Source organism: Rhizobium sp. IBUN, from assembly GCF_000510625.1.
Classification (GTDB): domain Bacteria; phylum Pseudomonadota; class Alphaproteobacteria; order Rhizobiales; family Rhizobiaceae; genus Rhizobium; species Rhizobium altiplani.
The window spans coordinates 1-18,518 of sequence record NZ_AZNV01000072.1 but is presented as its reverse complement, the minus strand read 5'-3'; the positions used below and the strand labels follow the sequence as shown (position 1 = coordinate 18,518).

At 59.1% G+C, this 18,518-nt stretch carries 17 protein-coding genes; 14 read left to right on the top strand and 3 right to left on the bottom strand.

Features of this window, described 5'->3' with window-relative positions; all coding sequences use genetic code 11:
• Positions 1-216: 216 nt before the first annotated feature.
• Positions 217-426, bottom strand: a complete 210-nt coding sequence (locus tag RHIBUN_RS0131765) for a cold-shock protein (protein WP_018116770.1) — start codon at positions 424-426, stop codon at positions 217-219.
• Positions 427-881: 455 nt separating this feature from the next.
• On the opposite strand from RHIBUN_RS0131765, the gene RHIBUN_RS0131760 reads away from it, so the two are divergent.
• The 3 genes from RHIBUN_RS0131760 to RHIBUN_RS0131745 all read left to right on the top strand — a co-directional run bounded on the left by RHIBUN_RS0131760 (position 882) and on the right by RHIBUN_RS0131745 (position 4,500).
• On the top strand, positions 882-1,106 hold the full coding sequence (locus tag RHIBUN_RS0131760) for a hypothetical protein (protein ID WP_025662728.1): 225 nt from the start codon (positions 882-884) through the stop codon (positions 1,104-1,106).
• Between the two features lie 853 nt (positions 1,107-1,959).
• Entirely contained in the window at positions 1,960-3,009 is a 1,050-nt protein-coding gene (locus RHIBUN_RS0131750; protein ID WP_025662726.1) for a GlxA family transcriptional regulator, read from the top strand.
• A gap of 276 nt (positions 3,010-3,285) precedes the next feature.
• Positions 3,286-4,500: a M24 family metallopeptidase gene (locus tag RHIBUN_RS0131745; RefSeq protein ID WP_025662725.1), complete on the top strand. Its 1,215-nt coding sequence runs from the start codon at positions 3,286-3,288 to the stop codon at positions 4,498-4,500.
• A gap of 59 nt (positions 4,501-4,559) precedes the next feature.
• Here RHIBUN_RS0131745 and RHIBUN_RS0131740 read toward each other — a convergent pair whose 3' ends face one another.
• Positions 4,560-5,345, bottom strand: coding sequence for a creatininase (locus tag RHIBUN_RS0131740; RefSeq protein WP_025662724.1), 786 nt, complete (start codon positions 5,343-5,345; stop codon positions 4,560-4,562).
• Positions 5,346-5,444: 99 nt separating this feature from the next.
• Between RHIBUN_RS0131740 and RHIBUN_RS0131735 the strand changes: the two genes are divergently transcribed.
• From RHIBUN_RS0131735 to RHIBUN_RS0131685, 11 genes are all read left to right on the top strand, one after another.
• Entirely contained in the window at positions 5,445-6,359 is a 915-nt protein-coding gene (locus RHIBUN_RS0131735; RefSeq protein WP_025662723.1) for a LysR substrate-binding domain-containing protein, read from the top strand.
• An 89-nt stretch (positions 6,360-6,448) separates the two neighbouring features.
• Positions 6,449-7,579, top strand: coding sequence for an extracellular solute-binding protein (locus RHIBUN_RS0131730; RefSeq protein ID WP_025662722.1), 1,131 nt, complete (start codon positions 6,449-6,451; stop codon positions 7,577-7,579).
• Positions 7,580-7,683: 104 nt separating this feature from the next.
• Positions 7,684-8,529: an ABC transporter permease gene (locus RHIBUN_RS0131725; protein WP_025662721.1), complete on the top strand. Its 846-nt coding sequence runs from the start codon at positions 7,684-7,686 to the stop codon at positions 8,527-8,529.
• Positions 8,526-9,353, top strand: a complete 828-nt coding sequence (locus RHIBUN_RS0131720; RefSeq protein ID WP_025662720.1) for an ABC transporter permease — start codon at positions 8,526-8,528, stop codon at positions 9,351-9,353. The genes RHIBUN_RS0131725 and RHIBUN_RS0131720 overlap by 4 nt, the downstream gene beginning before the upstream one ends.
• Positions 9,350-10,447, top strand: coding sequence for an ABC transporter ATP-binding protein (locus tag RHIBUN_RS0131715; protein ID WP_025662719.1), 1,098 nt, complete (start codon positions 9,350-9,352; stop codon positions 10,445-10,447). The genes RHIBUN_RS0131720 and RHIBUN_RS0131715 overlap by 4 nt, the downstream gene beginning before the upstream one ends.
• 369 nt (positions 10,448-10,816) lie before the next feature.
• On the top strand, positions 10,817-11,803 hold the full coding sequence (locus RHIBUN_RS0131710) for a BMP family protein (protein ID WP_018860273.1): 987 nt from the start codon (positions 10,817-10,819) through the stop codon (positions 11,801-11,803).
• Positions 11,804-11,815: 12 nt separating this feature from the next.
• On the top strand, positions 11,816-13,240 hold the full coding sequence (locus tag RHIBUN_RS0131705; protein ID WP_025662718.1) for an amidase: 1,425 nt from the start codon (positions 11,816-11,818) through the stop codon (positions 13,238-13,240).
• Complete coding sequence (locus tag RHIBUN_RS0131700) at positions 13,237-14,763, top strand: ABC transporter ATP-binding protein (RefSeq protein ID WP_025662717.1); 1,527 nt, start codon at positions 13,237-13,239, stop codon at positions 14,761-14,763. Before RHIBUN_RS0131705 ends, RHIBUN_RS0131700 begins: the two co-directional genes overlap by 4 nt.
• Positions 14,753-15,802: an ABC transporter permease gene (locus RHIBUN_RS0131695; RefSeq protein WP_025662716.1), complete on the top strand. Its 1,050-nt coding sequence runs from the start codon at positions 14,753-14,755 to the stop codon at positions 15,800-15,802. Before RHIBUN_RS0131700 ends, RHIBUN_RS0131695 begins: the two co-directional genes overlap by 11 nt.
• Complete coding sequence (locus RHIBUN_RS0131690; protein WP_025662715.1) at positions 15,799-16,740, top strand: ABC transporter permease; 942 nt, start codon at positions 15,799-15,801, stop codon at positions 16,738-16,740. The genes RHIBUN_RS0131695 and RHIBUN_RS0131690 overlap by 4 nt, the downstream gene beginning before the upstream one ends.
• 11 nt (positions 16,741-16,751) lie before the next feature.
• On the top strand, positions 16,752-18,044 hold the full coding sequence (locus RHIBUN_RS0131685) for an amidohydrolase family protein (RefSeq protein ID WP_025662714.1): 1,293 nt from the start codon (positions 16,752-16,754) through the stop codon (positions 18,042-18,044).
• 192 nt (positions 18,045-18,236) lie between these two features.
• Here the strand turns inward: RHIBUN_RS0131685 and RHIBUN_RS0131680 are convergent.
• Positions 18,237-18,518 (bottom strand): LysR family transcriptional regulator substrate-binding protein (locus RHIBUN_RS0131680; RefSeq protein WP_025662713.1); only part of this gene is annotated, 282 nt, incomplete at its 5' end.

Here is an 18,518-nt window from a genome sequence, read left to right as displayed (position 1 = left end):
TGTCTTCGCATCGTACGATTGGCCGAAATTCGTTCCGCCAAGGTGACCGCCGCCACTGGTGTTCTTCACCTGGCGGAGGGCCCGCTGGATTTGCCGGTCGGCATTTGTCTTTTTCATTCGATCACTATCTCTGAAAACGAGGAAAGGAAGGGAGTCCCGACTTTTGAAATGTTCGGTCGATGCCAGTACACCCCTGGCAACAGACCGATGGTTTCTTTAGGCGGCTTGGAGGTTTTCAGCGGCGCTCTTGCCCGAACGGGTATCCTCGACAACGTCGAAGCTGAGCTTCTGGCCTTCAGACAGGAAACTCATCCCTGAACGCTCGACGGCGGAAATGTGAACGAAGATGTCCTTGCTGCCGTCCGTAGGCTGGATAAAGCCGAAGCCTTTGGTGGTGTTGAAGAATTTAACGATACCTGTGTTCATGACGATTATCCTTTTCAATCGCACGATTGGTTGCTGCCCGACGAGCCGTCGGCAGTCAATGATCGATGTCTGTAAGAAAAGGTTCGCCAGCTGCGTCATATAACGCAAAGCAAAGCTCAAAAAGCAAAAGTCGATACCCTACATATAATGAGCAATACGTCGTATTCAAGACGAGAGACCCCGCCCCCATTTTCCCCGTGATGTTCGAAAGCCTTCGGCGGCTGTCGCACCAAACCCGGCAGCTACCTTCTCACGGTTTCGGAACAACCTGGCGGTCGAACGATAAGCCATCAAGTCCGGTCATCTATCGCGGCCGATGTCAACATACTCTCGGCTCGTGGTTGCGACGGCCCCGTGCACGGTTTTCGATGGGACTCACATGACAAAAGAAGCCGCCCAGATCAGCGCAACTTTACTATTGTTTGTTGTGATGAGCTGCCCTGGACCATGCGAAGATGGCCGCTCTGGGCGAGAGCAGCGTGGTGGTTGGTGGTTTTCGTCGTTCTCACATATTGGTGCTGAGAATGGGCGGCTCGCCGTTTGCTCCGCAATTTGATGCCGCGGAGCCTGGCTACCGAGTATGGCAACAGCTCATCGAGATTGGATGGTGGCTCGTTGCCGCCCAATGCGCAATCGGCATTGTCCGGCTGTTGATGGTCTTCGAGACCAAGCCCCGATAGACCCTGATCGTTTTCGACCTGATGGCCGGCCTCATCCATCTTCTAACGCTGTTCGCTGCTATCAATTTCGTCTTCGCCGCGCCGGTCGATGGCCTTCTTGCCACCTCCGGCGTCATTGCGATCGTATTAGGCCCCGCACTCCAGAGCAGCTTGTCAAACGCACCCGCAGGCTTAGTCGGTAAGCAAACCAGACAAAGACAGGCCAGCCTCAAACAGACGAGCGTATCCGCTGTGAACAAGGAGAGCGTGCGATCAAAAGCAGGCAGGCAGCCCTATAAAGGCAGTAACGCCGATAGCTTTTGACTGTTTGTGTCCATACCGGTCGATATGGGAATACGGCCACATCAACGCCAGAGCGACGTCTGGCCGCGCTTTGCACCATGCGGGACCAATCCGGTTGGCCGTCCATGGCGTCCGATGACAAAATGCAAGTCGAATCAACGAGGCGTAAGATAGCCTCCATAGACTTGGTCCCAGGGACTGGCCCGTCGATGAGGAGGCACAAAGGATGGATCACCCGGTCACTCGCCAAAGAACATCGTCAATGTCCCCGGTGACATGTGCTCCGATCACCACCGTTGGCGGGGTGGCGCCGACGTCTTGCTCGAGTGGTCGGACGACGACCACTGGATCGTAACGATGCTTCTGGTGCGGCGCTTACCGCAGATCGTCGAATGAGAGGCATCTCCCGCCCTCGGTCACCATAAGCAAACCTCATATGGCCATGACGCGTACTTATTTGCGTGGCGGGAGGCTCCCGCATATCCTTCTCGAGAGGGTATTGCGAGCATTCGGCCAATCGGTGCAGCCATCGCAAATCTCCCTCGGGAACAAGACAAAACGGGAGCAGCTGATGTGGCGAGGCCACGATAGACCCGAGCCTGGCACCTTTCCAAGCCGGGCAGCAGGACAAACACAGTCGAAGTTCAAAGTCGGTTTTATCCTGGCACGGTCGTTTACGCTCTCCGCGTTCTCCTTGTTCGTTGATACATTGAGATTGGCGGGCGATGAATTGGACAGGTCGCGCCGACTGCGCGCCGATTGGGAGGTTCTTGCCAATACCCGGCATCTCATTCGATCGAGCTGCGGCGTGAGCGTTGCGCCGACATCGGATCTTGTCGCACCTGAACGCTTTGACGTCATTGTCGTCGTCGGTGGGCTGCTCGGAACCGATCAGTCCTGCGACGCGGAGGCTCTTGCCTATCTCAAGCAGGCGGCAAAGGCACGTGTCCCCCTGATTGGACTATGCACTGGAACATTCATGCTCGCAGAGGCTGGCCTCATGGGCGCGCATCATAACTGCGTCAGCTGGTTGCATGTCGATGAATTCCGCGACCGCTTCCCGCATCTTCGCGTTCGCGCCGATCGGCTCTTCAATTTTGACGGAAGAAGGGGCTCGTGCGCCGGCGGAAGCAGTGCAGCGGATCTGGCTGCGTTCCTGGTGCGATCGCGGATTGGCCCTGCCGCGGCGCAGAACGCACTCGACGTGCTTCAGATAAATCACGCGAGACATTTTACGGACGCCCAGGCTCGTCTGCCGATCCGTCAGCTTACTGGCGACGGCAACATCGATAACCGCGTCAATGCCGTCCTGCTGACGATGGAGCAGAACCTCGTTGCTCCGAAGACAATCGAACAGCTCGCCGCCAGCGTAAGCGTTTCTCGCCGGCAGCTCGAACGCTTGTTCCGGACCATATTGGGGATGTCCCCTGCCCGTGCATATAGCAAGCTGCGCCTCAGACGCGCACACTACCTTCTCATCAATACAGATCGGCGAATAGTGGACATTGCGATTGATGTCGGTTTCGACAACGCATCGCATTTCTCCCGCGCGTTCAGGAAGATCCATGGGAGGAGCCCGACAGCTCTGCGGATCGACGGCGAAACCGTTCCATCAGTGTGATCCTGCAGCCTACGAGCTGAAGGGTGACGAAGGCCGGAGGGCGACCAGGATGCCGACATGATCCGTGCTGACGAAGCAACCAGCCCTCTGGCGTCGTTCGCCCCGGCATCCCTCACGACGCTCTCCATCACCTTTTACCGCAGGGGCAATACGCGCGCCGGCCGTTGCGGTCACATTCGATAAGCATCGGTTATTCTTGTATCATGTGAATAAATTTCCGTAATGTCATTCGCGTCGATAAGTTCGGACTGCTCATCCAATCAGGAGGAATTTCCGATGACCGACGACATGCTTCACGTGATGAAATGGCACAATGGCGCGAAGGAGTTCTCGCCATTTTCCGACGAGGAAATGGCCCGGCGCCAGAAGGACCTGCGCGACTGGATGGCGAAGAACGACGTCGATGCCGCGCTCCTCACCTCCTACCATTGCATCAATTATTACTCCGGTTGGCTTTACTGCTACTTCGGCCGCAAGTACGGCATGGTCATCGACCACGAGAATGCGACAACGATTTCAGCCGGCATCGATGGCGGCCAGCCCTGGCGTCGAAGCTATGGCGACAACATTACCTATACGGACTGGCGGCGGGACAACTTCTACCGCGCCGCACGGCAACTGACGCGGGGTGCCAGGCGCATCGGCATCGAATTCGACCACGTCAACCTCGAATACCGACGACAGTTGGAAGAGGCACTTCCCGGTGTCGAGTTCGTCGATATCGCCCAGCCCTCGATGTGGATGCGTTCGATCAAGTCGCTGGAAGAGCAGAAACTCATCCGGGAGGGCGCAAGGATCTGTGATGTTGGTGGCGCGGCCTGTGTCGCCGCCGTCAGCGCGGGCGTACCCGAACACGAAGTTGCAATCGCCACGACAAACGCAATGGTCCGCGAGATCGCCAAGTCGTTTCCCTTTGTCGAACTGATGGATACCTGGACCTGGTTCCAGTCAGGGATCAACACGGACGGCGCCCACAATCCGGTCACGAACCGCAAGGTTCAGTCGGGCGACATCCTGTCATTGAATACGTTTCCGATGATCTTCGGCTACTACACGGCACTCGAACGCACCCTCTTTTGCGACCACGTCGATGACACGAGCCTCGATATCTGGGAGAAGAATGTTGCCGTTCACCGCCGCGGCCTTGAGCTCATAAAGCCGGGCGCGCGCTGCAGGGATATCGCGATAGAACTCAATGACATGTACCGCGAATGGGACCTGCTGAAATACCGCTCCTTCGGATACGGCCATTCCTTCGGTGTGCTATCCCATTATTACGGTCGCGAGGCCGGTGTCGAACTTCGCGAGGATATCGAAACGGTTTTGGAACCGGGCATGGTCGTATCCATGGAACCGATGGTCATGCTGCCAGCAGGCATGGCAGGTGCTGGCGGCTATCGTGAGCATGACATTCTGATCGTCAAGGAAGATGGGGCGGAGAACATCACCGGTTTTCCGTTCGGCCCTGAGCACAACATCATCCGCAACTAATGCCTGTCGCACACTATTGAATTGAGTGGCGGGATAACCCGCCACTTTTCTCGTTTCTGTCAGGATGCTGAGGCAAACTCGGCTTGCAGCGCCTTCGCAATGCCTTCGACGCAGACCTGCAGCAGTATCTCACCCTTCTCGGCGGTCGCTTCCTTAGGGGAGGAAAGCGTGCCGCACACAGGTGTCCACTCAGGCTTGGCGGGATAGACATCATAGGGTGGAAAACTTGCCGGCGCATGGTCGATCGCCCGCTCGAGCGCAACCTGCTGCGGATAAAGCGCAAGCATGAGCGAAGTCTCAAGTACGCCGCCATGTTCCAGATCCCAGCCCGCAAAGCCATTCGGGTAAAGACGCGCAATCGTCGCCTTGTCGACGAAGTCCCAGTAGGAAAGAACCACGATTTTCATGGTCTCGGTTCCACCCCATCTCAATTCGCGCAGGGCAAGATCGATGCCCTCAATGATGAACCAGGAATTCTCGAAATGGCCGTTGACCAGGCATATGGACCGTACGCCATGACGCGCAAATTCCTTGATGACGTCCCGCAGGGCAGTCACCAGCGTAGCGCCATCAAGGCTCGTCGTGCCGGGAAGGTGATTGCCGCCGCCGGACTTCTGGTGCGACTTGTAGCCGTAGGTGAAAGGCGGAGCCACAAGGGCTCCGGTCATGCCTGCTACGCGACGGGCGAATTCGACCGGCAGGAGCACATCGACGTTCATCGGCATATGATGGCCATGCTGTTCCATGGAGCCGATAGGGATCAGGATTGGCACCGATCCGTCCCGCACACGGGCATCATAATCGGGCCAGGAAAGTTCTGCGGCAAATACGGTCTGTTGAGACATGGCAAAGTTCCTCACATGGGTCGGAAGCTTTGATTTGATCCTCGTCTCTTGATATGGGAAATTTATAATCGTCATCGCCACATAAGGAATGCAAATCCGATGGGCAGTATCACGAACTTCCAGACAGACCTTTTGCGGACGTTTGTCTCGGTGGTTGATCTTGGTGCCTACACCAAGGCCGCTGATGCGTTGGGCCGCACGCAGCCAGCAATCTCCTTGCAGATGCGTCGCCTGGAAGAGTTGGTTGGAGCTTCGCTATTGAAGCAGGTCGGTCGCGCGCTTGTGCTGACCTCGGAGGGCGAGATGCTGTTAAGCTACGCCCGCGAGATCCTGCGCCTGAACGACGAGGCTGCTTCCTATTTCAATCGGTCGAAAATCGCAGGCGTGTTGCGCGTGGGTCTGCCGAACGATTATGCCGTTGCATTCCTGCAAGGCGTCATCACCGAATACACCTCTCAGCACCCCGAAATTTCCCTCGAGCTGCATTGTGGCTGGAGCGCGGAAATCCTCGAACGGTTGAATGCCGACGATCTTGATATCGTCGTTGCCATGGCCAACAGCGAACACACACAATATCTATCGCGGTCGTGGATCGAGCGCCCGATATGGGCTGCCGCCGAAAACGGAAGCCTGGACACGGTCAAGGGCATACCGCTCGCCGCCCATCCGGAGGGTTGTGCCTATCGCGCCCGCATGATCCAGGCACTCGATGCCGCCAAGGTGCGCTGGCGAATTGCCTATACCGGCCCCGGTATTGCCGGCCTCCAGAATGCTGTTGTCAATGGGCTCGGTGTCAGCGCACTCACACGCTACACGATGCTGCCCGGCATGCGCGCCTTGACGCAGGAGGACGGATTCCCGTCTCTTGCCGAGATCCGGGTCGGATTATTTTACAAGCATCCGCGCCTGTCGGATGCCGGTATTCGGCTGGTCAATCATGTGATCGCCCGGCTTGACGAAGCCGGCGTCTCCGGCGACCCGACACGGCGTCATGTCGAGCTTGACCGCCAATAAGCATTCCAAATGCGGAAATTATTTTAATTAATTTTCCAAATGCATCGGCGCTGCATAGCCTTTTGCCAACAACAGCAAAGGGGAATGCAATGACCAACACCAGTTCTGAAAGATCGACCCGGCGTCAGTTTCTCAAGACCACAGGTGCTCTGGGGGGCGCCATGCTTGCCACCCCCTTGCTGAGCAGCCGCGCCTTCGCCGCACCGACAGAAATCACCATGCTTGCCTGGTACGGTCATGCCGAACCTGACGTGGTCGCGGACTTCGAAGCCGAGCATAATGTCAAGTTCAAGCCGAAATATTACACCGGCGGCGACAACATGCTGGGCCTGATTGCCCAGTCACCACCCGGCACTTTCGACATCATCCTGTCCGACGCGGAATATGTCCAGCAGCTCAATGCCGCCGGCTATATCGAGGCGCTCGATCCGAAGGACTATCCCTTCGACGACTACTTCCCGGAGTTCCAGAAATTTGCCGGCCACTGGCAGGACGGAACGCTCTATTCGGTCTTCACGCGATTTGGCTTCCTCGGTGTCGCCTACAATACCGAGGCCATCGCCGAGAAGGAGGCGATGACCTACAACGTTTTCTGGAACGACAAGCTGAAGGGCAAGGTCGGTCATTTCGACTGGCATCTGCCGAACCTCGGCGAAATCAGCCTGCTCAATGGCAACGCTGCGCCCTTCGACATCGATGCGACAGCTTTCGAGAAACTGAGAGAGAAAACCACAACGTTGCGACCGCAGATTGGCGGTTTCTTCGACTACGGCGGTACGTTCTCTTCGCTGCAAAACGGCCAGATGCTGGCAATGGCCGGTATCGGCGACTGGATCACCGGTACGCTCGAGAAGAATGGCGCAAAGGTCCGCAGCGTCATCCCCGCCGAAGGTGGACTTCAATGGACCGAATCCTTCTCGATCGGAAGGGGATCGTCAAAGGCGGATATAGCAAAGAAGTGGATCCAGTACATCACCTCGGCAAAGGGCCAGGTGAAGTCTGCAAACATGGCAGCCTACCCGGCGCTCATCCCCAACCAAAAGGGGTGGGAACTGCTCGCAAAGGAAACGCCCGAGGAAGCCAAGCGCCAAGGCATGCTCCTTAACGAAAGCAATGTGATGGACCTCATCCGCTCCGGCCGCATCCACTATCGCCAGCTTCCGATACAGCAAGGCCTGGAAGACTGGAACGACTTCTGGTCGGACTACAAGGGCGCATGAGACCTTCCGTCGCCGCGGCCTTGGCAACAAGCGTTACGCCTGTTGCCGAGCCAGACCACGCCACGAAGCGGCCGGCGGTTTCGTCTCGTTCGGGAACCCTAAGAATGCGGAAATCGATCACGCTTTACGGGCTCACCTTTTCGGTGCCGCTGCTTGTCTGGCAACTGGCCTTCTTCCTGGCGCCGCTTATCTTCCTCATGGCGCTCAGCTTCTGGACCGTGCGCAACTTTCGCATGGAGCCAGCCTTCGTCTTCACCAACTGGACCTATGTCCTTAGCCGCGGTGTCTTCTGGGAGGCCTATCTCAGGACCCTCGGTCTTGCCGCAACCGCGGCGGCGATCACCAGCGCAATTGCCTTTCCCTGTGCCTACGCCGTCGCGTTCAAGCTGTCGGAACAGGCGCGGCGCTGCATCGTCTTCTTGATGGTGCTGCCATTCTTCACCAGCTACCTCGTGCGGATCTATTCCTGGCAGATATTCCTGTCTGACAACGGCATCTTCAATGCCCTGTTTGCCAAGGCAGGTATCGGACCATTCGGAATGCTCAATTCCGTGTTTGGCCAGCTCGTCGGGTATCTCACGCTCAGCTTGCCGCTGGTCATTCTGCTGCAACTGTTCAGCCTGGTCTTTGTCGACAGGACGTTGATCGAGGCGGCGCATAACCTCCGCAGCGGCCGGTTGCGCACTGTTGTCGAAGTCGTCATTCCGGCTGCCAAGGTTGGCCTGGTCATTGCAGCGCTGTTCTGCTTCATCCTTACGTTTGGCGACTTTGTGAGCCCCCTCTATCTCGGTGGCGGCGATCCGCCAACACTGTCCATCCTGATCACGGACACCACGAAATCCGGTCAACAATGGCCGCGTGCAGCAGTCATCGCGCTTGTCATGATCGCGACCCTTCTCGCTGTTGCCTTTGCCGCCGTTCGCTTTGCCTATCGGGAGCGCGGGCAATGAATCACAATCGCAACCTGGCAATCGACCTGGCCCTGCAGGCCTATATCGTGCTGGCCCTCGCTTTCATTTTCGCGCCTATCGCCGCAAGCTTTGTCTTTTCCTTCAATGTCGACCGGTTTCCCTCGCTTCCGCTCGGAGGATTCTCGACCGTCTGGTACAAGGCAGTGGCTGCCGACCCGCTCGTCTTTGAAGGCTTGCGCAATACCCTTATCGTCGGCATCGCCGTCTCATGTGCTTCGACGCTCCTTGGCTTCGGTGCAGCCTATACTGATTTCCGCTACCGGTTCTTTGGCAAGACGATCTATGTCGCCCTGGCGCTGCTGCCCCCGACGATTCCGGTCGTCATCCTTGGCCTTGCGATGCTGGCCTTTCTTTCAAACGTCGAGCTCTCAGGGGCCATTCATTCGGTCATCATTGCGCACGTGGTCATGTGTGCACCGTTTGCGATGGCAATCACCCGCTTGCGGCTTTCGCAGATGGACCCGTCGCTGGAAGCAGCCGCATGGAACCTCGGTGCGTCGGAATGGCAGGCAATGCGCAATGTGATCATCCCGTTCTGCAAGCCGGCAATCTTCGCCTCGCTCATGATCACCATGGCCGTGTCCTTTGACGAGTTTGCGGTATCATGGTTCGTGTCCGGTCTCAACGAGACCCTGCCTGTGAAAGTGCTCGGCTTTTTGCAGGGACAAGTCAGCCCGCGCATCAACGTCATCGGCACCTTTGTCTTCCTTGCCTCAATCACATTGGTGATCGTCGCTCAGGCCCTTCTCATGAAGCGAGGCAATCCACCATCCTCGATCAACAATGGAGCCCGGCAGTCATGACAGAGCAGCCCCTGGTCGCTTTCGACGGAGTTACGAAACGTTACGGCAATTTTACCGCCGTCAGCCCAATCCACCTCGAGATCAACAAGGGGGAGTTTCTGGCCATCATGGGCTCCTCGGGTTGCGGCAAGACGACGACGCTGCGCATGCTCGCGGGTCTGGAAACACCGAGCGATGGCGAAATCCGGCTTGCCGGCAAACGCATCAACGAGCTGCCGACATGGCAACGCGACACGCCGATGGTCTGGCAGAGCCTGGCGCTCTTTCCCTTCCTCACGGTCCGGGAAAACATCGAGTTCAGTCTGCGGATGCGCGCCGTCGCGAAAGAAGAGCGCCGAGAACGGGTCGAGAAGTGGCTGGAGCGAATGCAGATCTCGGAGTTCGCCGACCGGAATGTCGCCCACCTTTCCGGCGGCCAGCGTCAGCGCGTGGCGCTTGCCCGCTCGCTGGTCACCGAACCAGAGATCCTGCTGCTCGATGAGCCGCTCTCGGCGCTTGACGCCCACCTCAAGGTCCGGATGCAAACAGTGCTCGCCAACCTGCAGCGTGAGCTTGGGATCACTTTCGTCTATGTCACCCACAGCCAGTCGGAAGCCTTCTCCATGGCCGACCGTGTCGTGATCATGAGCCGCGGCAAGATCGAACAGACAGGCACGCCGCAAGAGATTTACCGGACACCTCGCACGCGCTTCGTGGCAGAGTTTCTCGGTTCGTCCAACATCTTCCCCGGCAAGGTGACTGCTGCCGCTGCAGGCGCCATGAAGATCGCGACGCCTGTTGGCGAATTTCGTGTTGCCGATACCCCTGCCCGGCAATTGTCTGCCGGAGACAAGGCGACGTTTGCGATCTCCAGCGACTGTATTCAGCTGACCCCGGAGCGGCCTTCCGGTGAGTGGAACTGTCTCGAGGCTTGCGTCGTCGGCGAGGAATTCGTCGGCGCCACCGCCGTGGTTCATCTGGAAGCTTCTGGTCATATCGAAATCAAGGCACAAAAGAGCCACGAGGAATTGGATCGCCTCAAGCTCGAGCCTGGCGGGCGGATCTGGGTGTCATGGCGTCCAGAGGCATCACATATCCTTCCCGGCGAGACGTGAGCATCATCATCCCATCGCCCGTTAGCTTCTGAGCACGCCCGCGACATCATGGGCCGATCGGGGGCGCTGAGGACGCGACGGCGGAGCCGGCACGCAGGACAACTTGCTCCTTTGCATTCAGTTCATCGACGCCCCTTCCGGCCCGGTAAGCGTCGCGGCGACAAGTCACCTCGTCTGTGGGTCCAACAGCTGGCTCCGCAACGAAAACCCCAGGCGCATCAGCAGCACTGGAACCGCCAGCCCGACGGCAACACACGATGTTGCCGACGGCGATTGGCTATGCCCATTTTTTAAACCCGGACCTCGCTTGACACTTTTTTAGCCCCTCCATATGGTTTTGAACCAAACGGTAAAAAAAGGGGAACAATCATGACAAAAGACCTTCTCATGTCACGTCGCGCGCTCATGGCCTCGGGCATTGCCCTGGGCGTCAGCGGGTTGGCGCCGATCGCCCGCGCCGCCGCCCCATTGAAGGTGGCAGGCATCCATGCCTCGCCTGTCGAGAACGCCTGGAATTCCTGTCTTCACAAGGCCTTGCAGGACGCCGCCAAGGAAGGCGTGATTGAATATGTATTTTCAGAAGGCGTTTCCGGGACCGACTATCCCCGCGCCATGCGCGAATATGCCGAGCAAGGAAACAAGCTGATCATCGGCGAAGCCTATGCTGTCGAAAAGGAAGCGCGCCAGGTGGCGGCCGATTACCCCGACACGGCCTTTGTTCTCGGATCGAGTGGCAAGGAAGAAGGCAGCAATTTCGGCGTCTTCGGCACCTGGAATTACGACGGCGCCTATCTCGCGGGAATGTTGGCAGGCAAGATGACCAAGTCGAACGTGGTCGGCTCCGTCGGTGCCATGCCTATTCCCGAGGTCAACATGCTGATCAACGCCTTCGCCGAAGGTGTCAAATCGGTCAATCCTGACTGCAAGCATCTCGTTGCCTTCATTGGGACGTTCTTCGATCCGCCGAAGGCGCGCGAGGCGGGCCTTGCCCAGATCGATGCTGGTGCGGACATCCTGTTTGGCGAGCGCATCGGCACTGCCGATGCAGCCAAGGAACGCAAGATCAAGGCTGTCGGATCACTGATAGACTATACCCCGCGCTATCCCGACACCGTCTTTGCGAATGCCCTCTGGGGATTCCGGCCCATTCTGAATGCGGCGATTGCCGATGTGGCTGCGGGCAAGCCAGTCGGCCGCAACTACACGGCCTTCGGCCTGATGAAGGAAGGCGGAAGCGACATCGTCTTTGTGAAGGGCGTGGCACCGGCAGACGCGGAAGCGGCCATGGAAGCCAAGCGCGCCGACATCAAGGCCGGCAAGTTTGAGGTGCCGCAGAACATGGAACAGCCCAAGTAATTCGGCCGATCCATGCCCGGCAAACGGCCAGTAGACGCCACCGACGTTTCGGAACTGATCCGTTCCGGCCACCTGACCGCAACGGAGGCGATGCGGCTGTCCCTGGCCGCTGCCACCCGCCTTTCCAGTCTTGGTGCCATTACTCATCTTGATGCGTCCATGGGGCTGGCGGCAGCCCAGGCGGCCGACGACGAGCGTCGGTCGGCCCCGATCCGTTTTACTGCGCGTGCGTTTGGTGGGGTGCCGACGCTTGCCAAGGATCTTGGCGGTCCGTTCAAGGGACTGCCGGTTGCAGCCGGTTCACGTCTTTTCAAGCGAGACTCCGGCGATGCGGATTCCGAGCTTGCGGCGCGGTTCCGCGCGGCCGGCTTTTGCCTGTTTGGGCTGACCACGAGTCCTGAATTCGGGCTGTCGCTCGCAAGTGAGCCAACGATTGGTCCGGTCTGTCGAAATCCGCATGACCGATCGCGAACTGCTGGCGGTTCATCGGGTGGTGCCGCCGCAGCTGTTGCCGCCGGCATCGTTTCAACAGCACATGCGACCGACGCTGGCGGTTCCATTCGGGTTCCCGCCGCCTGCTGCGGCCTGGTTGGCCTGAAGCCCAGCCGGGGCGCCATGCCAGCGGGTCCTTCGTTCGGTAATCATCTCGGTGGTATCGCGAGCGAATTCGTCGTGACGCGCTCGGTCCGGGACACCGAGCTCGCTCTCACAGCGTTGAGCGGTAAAGCGCGCGGCCCTTTCCCAGATGTGTCCATGACAGCCCCCCCTTCGTCCCGCCTGAAGATCGGCCTCTTGACGGATACCGGCGTGCGGTTTCCAACCGCCGCTGACCGGCTGGATGCTGTCGAGGCGGCGGCCACCGCGCTCGAGATCGACGGCCACGAGATCGTCCGTCTACGGTGGAGTGATCTTGAAACCACCGTAGAAGACAGCGCGCGCGTTTTCGAGGACATAGTCGCCGTCAACCTGTTCAACCTGGTCCAGGACCTTGCCCTCGACATGGCAATGGCCGAGCGCCTGACACAGGCAGTCGCCGAACAGGGCAGCGCGATGCCTGCCGCCGCCCTTTGGGCATCGCTGAACAAGGCTGTTCTCGTCAGCCATCATATGTGGGCCCTGTTCGACAGGGTTGATTGCGTTCTGTCCCCAATGCTGTCGTCGGCACCACTTGCGGTCGGTTCGTTCCCATCGGATCATGCCGACACCGAGCTGCATTTCGAACGCATGGCTGCCTTCGCGCCGCTCGCGCCACTCGCCAATGTCTCGGGAGTCCCTGCCTTGACGCTTCCTTTCGGGTCAGATGCCGCCGGCCTGCCGCTACCGATCCAGCTGATGGCGCCAATCGGCCGCGATCTGCAGCTCCTGTCGCTTGCCTTCAGACTGGAAGCCGAAGGAAGGTGGCAACATCCCTTCCCAATTGCGGAATCGGCTGCATGACCACCGTGCTCGATATCTCCCGTGTCTCAAAGCGGTTCGGCGACAACCTTGCCAACGACGACATTTCGCTGTCGCTGAAGGAAGGAGAAATTATCGCACTTCTTGGCGAGAATGGCGCCGGCAAGACGACGTTGATGAGCATTCTCTTTGGCCACTACGTACCAGACACCGGCCGGATAGTGATCCATGGCCGTGAGCTGCCGCCCGGGAGGCCCCGCGAGGCAATCCGGGCTGGCGTTGGCATGGTGCACCAGCATTTCTCGCTCGCGCCAAATCTCACGGTCATCGAGAACATCATGACCGGAACGCAGAAACTCTGGGCGTTGCGCTCGAGTACAAATGCCGCGCGCAGGAAGCTCCTTTCTATTTCGGATCGTTTCGGCCTCAAGGTCGATCCTGACGAGCGCCTCGGTGATCTTTCGGTCGGGGAGCAACAACGGGTCGAGCTTCTCAAGGCGCTTTTCAACGATGCTCGAATCCTGATCCTCGACGAACCCACCGCCGTTCTCACCAATATCGAGGCCGAAAGGCTGTTCTCGACGTTGAAGGAGATGGCCCGTCAGGGATTGTCGGTGATCTTCATCTCCCACAAGCTGGATGAGGTCATGGCCGCGGCCGACCGGATTGTCGTGCTGCGCGGCGGCAAGATGGTCGCCGAGCGTCTTCAGTCGGAAACCAGCAAGGCCGAACTCGCTGAACTGATGGTGGGCCACCGGGTCAGCCGCCCCGTTCGCGAACCATCGACACCCGGCGCGGTTGTCCTCAAAGGCGTTGGCATCACCTCCAGAGTTGGCGGGGTTGACAGGCTGAAGAGCATCAACTTCCAACTCAGCGAAGGCGAGGTGCTCGGGATCATCGGCGTTTCCGGCAACGGCCAGGCGCCCTTGGCAGCCTTGTTGTCCGGCGTGCTGTCCCGCACGGCGGGTGACCTCATCCTGTTCGGAAAAAATGTCGGCAATCTCGACGTGGCGGACATCGTAGCAGCTGACATCGGCCGCATTCCCGAAGACCGAAACAAGGAAGGGGCGATCGGCGAAATGGCGATATGGGAAAACGTCGTGCTCGAGCGTCTTCCCGCTTTCTCCCGGGCCGGAATGGTGGACCGCAAGGCAGGCATGACGTTTGCCCGGGAGATCATCGATGCCTTTGACGTGAGGGGTGGTGCGCCGCGCAGCCGTACCCGCCTCCTGTCGGGTGGGAACATGCAAAAGCTCATCCTCGGCAGGAATCTGCAGCAGCGTCCCCGTATTTTGATCGCCGCCCAGCCGGCACGCGGTCTCGACGAGGGTGCGGTTGCCGCCGTCCACGCCCGGATCCTTGAAGCCCGCAGGCAGGGTACTGCGGTGTTGTTGATCTCCGAGGATCTTGATGAAGTGATCGCGCTTGCTGACCGCATCCAGGCGATTGTTGGTGGCAGGCTGTCGCCACCGGTCGACGCGGGAGACGTCGATGCACGCCGCCTGGGCCTGATGATGGCGGGCGACTGGAGTGAGACACCTACGGAGATCAGACATGCGCCTTGAACGCCGCGAGCATCGGCCGGTCTATCTCCTGGTCGGTTCGCCGATCGCTGCCGTCGTCTCAGCACTTCTGCTTGCCGGCATTCTGATCGCAATCGCCGGCGCGCCGGTCCTGGAAGCCTATCGGCGCATCCTGATTGGCGCCTTCGGCTCACGTCTCTCGGCGACCGAGACCTTGACCCGGGCGACGCCCCTTATCCTGACAGGTCTTGCCGCCGCGACGGCCTTTCGGGCGAGGCTTTGGAATATCGGCGCGGAAGGCCAGTTCTACGTCGGCGCTATCGCAGTCGCCGCCTGCGGCTCCAACATGCTGGCAGGCCTGCCGGGCCCGATCCTTATTCCCGCCTTGCTATTGATCGGTGCTGTTGCGGGCATGGTACTGATCCTCATCCCGCTGTGGCTCAGACTGCGCTTCTCTGTTGATGAGGTGGTGACCAGCCTCCTGATCAACTTCATCGCGCTGCTTTTTGTCTCCATGCTGATCAACGGTGTGCTGAAGGATCCAATGGCCTTCGGGTGGCCGCAGTCGCAGTCAGTGGTCGACCATGCCATGCTGCCGAAGCTGGTTGCGCGCTCGCGGCTCCATATCGGCCTCCTGATTGCGATCGTCCTTGCTGTCATCATCCATTTCCTGCAGACGAGGACGGTCTTTGGCATGCAGTCACGCGCTGCTGGCCTCAGTCCGCAGGGTGCAGCGTTTGCCGGCGTGCCGCTGACGCGGACCCTGGTCAAGGTTGCCTGCCTTTCCGGGGGCCTTGCGGGACTTGCCGGCGCAATCGAGGTCCTCGGCGTCAAGGGCTACGTCACCACGGATCTGTCTCCTGGCTTCGGCTATTCAGGAATCGTCGTCGCGATGCTCGCCAACCTGAACCCGCTCGGCGTCGTGCTCGCGGCACTGTTCACGGCAACCATGTTCGTCGGTGCCGACGGCATGAGCCGCAGCCTCGCCATACCAAGCTACATCGCTGATGTAACGGTAGCGCTGTCGCTCCTGACGATGCTCGTTGCCCTGTTCTTCACCCAATACAGGATCCGGCGATGAACGTTATTGTCGACATCATCTCATCGGCGGGCCTGTGGGCGGCGATCCTTCGAATTGCCACTCCTCTGATCTTTGGCACTCTTGGCGCACTTCTGTGCGAACGAGCCGGCGTTCTCAACCTCGGCATCGAGGGCATCATGACCTTCGGCGCGATGATCGGCTGGCTTGCGGTCTATCATGGCGCTGACCTTTGGACCGGTCTCTTTGTGGCTGCGCTGGCAGGCATGGTGTTTGGTTTCCTGCACGCCGCGATGACCGTTACGCTCGGCCTGTCCCAGCATGTCTCAGGTCTTGGCGTGACCCTGTTTGCCTCAAGCTTCAGTTACTATGTGTTCCGTCTGATCGTCCCCGTGGCCGGCACACCGCCAACGATCGTCCCCTTCCAGCCAATCAGCATCCCTGGCCTTTCCACCGTGCCATTTGTTGGACCGGCCTTTTTCACGCAGACAGCACCCACCTATCTCGCCATCCTCATTGCGCTCCTTCTTGCCTACGTCGTCTTTCGCACGCCGCTTGGTCTTGCAATTCGCATGACCGGCGAAAACCCGCATGCGGCAGAGGCTCAGGGCGTCGATCCGATCCGGATACGCTATGGTGCGGTGATCGTCGGCAGCGCGATGATGGGCATGGGCGGCGCGTTCCTGACGCTGTCAGCCTTCAACAGCTTCTTCCCGACCATGGTCCAGGGTCGTGGGTGGATCTGCATTGCGCTCGTCGTCTTTGCATCCTGGAGACCCGGGCGTGCGCTTTTCGGAGCGCTGCTCTTTGCCTTCTTCGACGCTTTCCAGCTTCGCCTGCAGACCGTCGTCCAGGGCATCCCCTATCAGATCTTTCTGATGACGCCTTATGTCCTGTCGATCCTGGCGCTCGCCGTCATGGCCCGCCGCGCGCGCGTTCCTCAGGCCCTGATGCAATCCTATCGCCGTGGCGAACGATAAAAGGAGACCCAATGTTCGAGCTGATCATCAGAAAAGCGAACCTCCCCGATGGCCGCACCGGGATCGACATTGCAGCGGAGAACGGAAAGATTGTTGCCGTCGAGCATCAGATCCAGGCGTCTGCCGGCACGGAAATCGATGCAACGGGCCGGCTCGTGACGCCTCCCTTCGTCGATCCCCATTTTCATATGGATGCCACGCTGTCACTCGGCCTGCCGCGAATGAACATCTCCGGCACGCTGCTGGAAGGCATCTCGCTCTGGGGCGAGCTCCGTCCGTCATTGACACAGGAGGCGCTGGTCGATCGCGCCCTGCGCTACTGCGACCTTGCCGTAAGCCAGGGCCTTCTTTCCATCAGAAGCCACGTCGATACGTCCGATCCACGTCTGGTAACCGCCGAGGCTCTGATCGAGGTTCGAAAACGGGTAAAGCCCTACATCGACTTGCAACTCGTTGCCTTTCCGCAGGATGGCTATTACCGGGCGCAAGCCGGCGTCGAGTCGCTGAACCGTGCCCTCGACATGGGAATCGACATTGTCGGCGGTATTCCGCACTTCGAGCGAACGATGGAAGACGGCCGCGCCTCTGTCGAGGCGCTGTGCAGGATCGCCGCTGATCGTGGACTTCCGGTCGACATGCATTGCGACGAGACGGACGATCCGATGTCGCGTCACATTGAAACGCTGGCCGCCCAGACTGTGCGTTTCGGCCTTCAGGGGCGTGTTGCCGGCTCCCACCTTACCTCGATGCATTCGATGGACAACTACTATGTCTCAAAGCTCATCCCGCTGATGGCCGAGGCCGAAATCAATGTCATCCCCAATCCCCTGATCAACATCATGCTACAGGGCAGGCACGATACATATCCCAAGCGCCGCGGCATGACACGTGTGCGTGAACTGATGGATGCCGGGCTTAACGTCTCCTTCGGGCACGACTGCGTGATGGATCCCTGGTATTCGATGGGCTCGGGCGACATGCTGGAAGTCGGACATATGGCGATCCATGTCGCGCAGATGGCCGGCATCGCTGACAAGAAAAAGATCTTCGACGCCCTTACGCTGAACTCTGCAAAGACGATGGGTCTTGAAGGTTATGGCATGATGAAAGGCTGCAACGCGGACTTTGTTGTCCTGCAGGCAGCCGACCCGATTGAGGCATTACGGCTCAAGCCCACACGGCTTTGGGTCATCCGCCGGGGCAAGATTATCGCTCAATCAAAGCCACGGATCGCCGAGTTGTCTCTCGATGGCCGGCCCACAACGATCGACAGCGGTCGCGATTACATACCGATGACGTCCTGATGAGGCCCGAAATGTGCTCGTCCCTCGCGCCGGGGCCAACTTGATAATCACGCAAGCAACCGCCGACAATTCCTCTAGAGCCAGGACAGAGCGCTACTTCTTTCCGCTCGTTCTGCGGCCAAGTCGCGCCGCTTCGGGTCGATAAAATCTCGATTGCGCAGCTTTGCGGTTGCGAAGTCGCGGAGAGTGCAATTACCGCCCTGCCCTTGCCAGCGACCGCGCGATGTCGACAATATCGTCGCGCCCAGCGGTTGGATCTTCTTTGCTCCAGGCGATCCCAAGCCCGATCCGGAAGTCGATTCCGCTTACCTTCTTCAGCTCGAAGCCGCGATTGGGAAGATCAAGCGTCCATTCCGGGGCAAAGCCGATGCCAAGTCCGGCAGAGACCAGCGACACCAGCGCATAGGTGTCATCGCAGCTGAAGGCAATGTTGGCGGTGAGGTCGTATTCGGCGAACTTCTCATTGAAGTATCG